At 42.7% G+C, this 1,091-nt stretch carries 1 protein-coding gene; it reads right to left on the bottom strand.

Annotated features, from left to right (window positions below):
- Nucleotides 1-321 precede the first annotated feature (321 nt).
- The coding region (locus NC238_06675; protein MCM1565622.1) for an Ig-like domain-containing protein at nucleotides 322-1,091 on the bottom strand (770 nt) is incomplete at its 5' end.

Genomic DNA, 1,091 nt, shown 5'->3' with positions numbered 1-1,091 from the left:
TTTTGATGACGGTTGAAGTGTTACAGTTGATGCAGCTGCTGCAGTTGAACTTAAAAAGGCAAGAATTGCAATTAATGCAATTAAGCTAATAATAACTTTTCTCATTTATCCCACTCCCATTTTGTTTTTACAGGTTAAAATCTAGTTTTTATTTTCTTTATTAGTTTCTAACTGCTTTTTATCAATCATTTTTGGTTGTTTTATGGCAGAAGTCTCAAATTCCCCCAGTTTTTACATTTACAGAGACTCCTCTAATTTCTGTTATTTTATTAAAAAGCAGAATAGAAGAAGCACAGGTGTGATTTCCTGTGCCTGCTTCTTTTACTTCACATATTCGCCGAAATGGTTTCCTACCAGAGTGAGGTCAAGTATATTGACAACTCCATCCTGGTTGACATCGTGTCGAGGGTAAGGCTTGTTTACGGTTGTGCCGTACGTCTGGCTGACTCTGGTTATGTCCAGGATGTTCACTACGCCGTCCTCATTGACATCCCAGCGTGGGTGACAATCGCTTATGAAAACGGTGCGCTGAGCTTTCACCTCATCAATCCCATCGCTTACAGCCACTTCTATAGTGTGGTTTCCACTGCTGGAATAGTCTGTTTCCCATACATATTCCGTATCAGTAGTGTACACCACTCCGTCGATCCTGATTGAGTAATTCAGGGCCTGCCCTTCCGCATCTGATGCGTTTGCTGAAATCCCGATCCTTTCACCTTCACTGAAGGACGACCCGTTCAGAGGTTCGAAAGAACTGATGACCGGTGGGTTATTCAGTTTATTTACTGTTACAGTGACGTTTTGTGAATCTGTGAGGTAACTGTCGCTTACCTTAAACGTAATTGTGTAAATTCCAGCCTGTCCTCTCTCCGGCGTCCAGGTAAAGTTTCCTGATGTTGTATTGAAAACTGCACCCTGAGGCACTCCTGAAGCTGTAAGAATGAGGCGGTCGCCGTCTGCATCCTTGGCGCTTACTTTGAAGGCCAGGGTGCTTTTTTCATTGACCGATTTAGAGCCGATTGGAGTAATTACGGGTGCGGTATCTATCAGTACAGTCGCATTTGTAACAGTATAAGGTACGGATTTTGAAT

It is taken from the genome of Dehalobacter sp., assembly GCA_023667845.1.
In the GTDB taxonomy this organism is placed as follows: domain Bacteria; phylum Bacillota; class Desulfitobacteriia; order Desulfitobacteriales; family Syntrophobotulaceae; genus Dehalobacter.
This window is presented reverse-complemented; position numbering and strand designations above follow the sequence as displayed.